The organism is Gymnodinialimonas mytili, assembly GCF_037544085.1.
Taxonomy (GTDB): Bacteria; Pseudomonadota; Alphaproteobacteria; order Rhodobacterales; family Rhodobacteraceae; genus Gymnodinialimonas; species Gymnodinialimonas mytili.
This window is the reverse complement of sequence record NZ_JBBIFW010000015.1, coordinates 1-1,339: the sequence shown is the minus strand read 5'-3', so window position 1 is coordinate 1,339 and position 1,339 is coordinate 1. Positions and strand designations below refer to the sequence as shown.

Below are 1,339 nucleotides of genomic sequence, written 5' to 3'. Positions count from 1 at the left end.
TCACAGCCCTGCGGCTTTTGTGAGGTTGACGCGGAACCGGTCTCTGCGGCGTTGGTATCTTCGTGTCATTTCTGCGGAGGCGTGTCCGAGGTGGCTTTGGACGTGGCGTTCGTCGATTTCGGCGGAGGAGGCGAGGCCGGCGCGGAGGGAATGGCCGGAGAACAGTTTGACCCGTTCGGCCTCGGGCAGGTCGGGCCGGATCCCACTTTTCAGCACGCAGGCCTTGATCAACCGGGCCACATGTTTGTCGCTTAGCCGCGCCTCCAGGGCGCGTTTGCCGTCGCGCGAAATGCGCACGAAGACCGGCCCGAACTCGATCCGAGCGAAGTGCAGCCAGTGCTCCAGCGCGTGGACCGGGCAGGTCTGCTCGGACGAGCCGCGCCCGATCTCCACCGCGCGCCAGCCGGTCTTGCCGCGCAGCGTCAGCAGCGCACCGCCGTCGAGGATCTCGACCCAGCCGCCGCTGTCGGGCGTGTCCTCCTTGCCGCAATCCAGGCCGACAATCTCCGAGCGCCGCAGCCCGCCCGCATAGCCCAGAAGCAGGAGCGCCCGGTCGCGCAGGCCCCGCAGATCGAAGGGCAGGGCGGCGACCATGGCCAGGATATCCTCGGCCAGGATTGCTTCCTTTTGGACCGGTGGGCGGGCGTGCTTGCGCTTGATCCCGGCCAGCACCGCCGCGATATGCCGGTCCTTGCGGTCCAGCGCCACGCCGCGCTGCGCGTAGTGCCAGGCCAGCCCCGAGAGCCGGCGGTCGATCGTGGCGGCCGACAGGGCAGGGGTGTTGCCAGCCGGTGCGGCGAGGTCGGTGAGATACAGGCCGATCATCTCAGGCGACGGGGGCAATGGGTCCGTGCCCTTCAATCGACACCAGCGTGCGAAGTGTTTCCAGTCGGCCGCGTAGGCCTTGTTGGTGTTTTCGGCGGTCGATGCCTTGGCGTAGTCGCGCGCGCTCTCGACAAGCCGATCAAGACTTCCGGACCCGGCGACATGGGAGGGCAGGGCGATCGAGTCGTCACCAGCAGGCTCTCTCTCGTCGCGCGCGGTGTCATTAGATGGGTTTGGGGACGCTGAGGTCGCCTTCTCGGCATTTTGGGACTGGTTTTCGTCTGTTCTGCTCATGTCTCGGAGACTATTTCAGACATGTCCGATAAGGCAAGCTTATTGGACATGGTGGAGAGCGGCAGGGTGGGGCGGTTTATACATCATATTGTGGACCTAAGCGCCGTCCTGCGATAGTCTTGTGGCATGACCTATGCCCCCGAGCGCGCCGACACCCTCCCTCACATGCCCGCCTGGGTCACCGCGGCGCGGCCGGAAACCCCTGAAGATGTGGCGGTTT

General features: G+C 65.8%; 1 protein-coding gene. It reads right to left on the bottom strand.

The window, feature by feature from the left end; genetic code table 11:
• Entirely contained in the window at positions 1-1,119 is a 1,119-nt protein-coding gene (locus V8J82_RS23625; protein WP_339979595.1) for a tyrosine-type recombinase/integrase, read from the bottom strand.
• Positions 1,120-1,339 lie beyond the last annotated feature (220 nt).

Bases quoted from the DNA above. Each gene is read 5' to 3' on its own strand.
- V8J82_RS23625 (WP_339979595.1), bottom strand. From the start codon at position 1,119: ATGAGCAGAACAGACGAAAACCAGTCCCAAAATGCCGAGAAGGCGACC.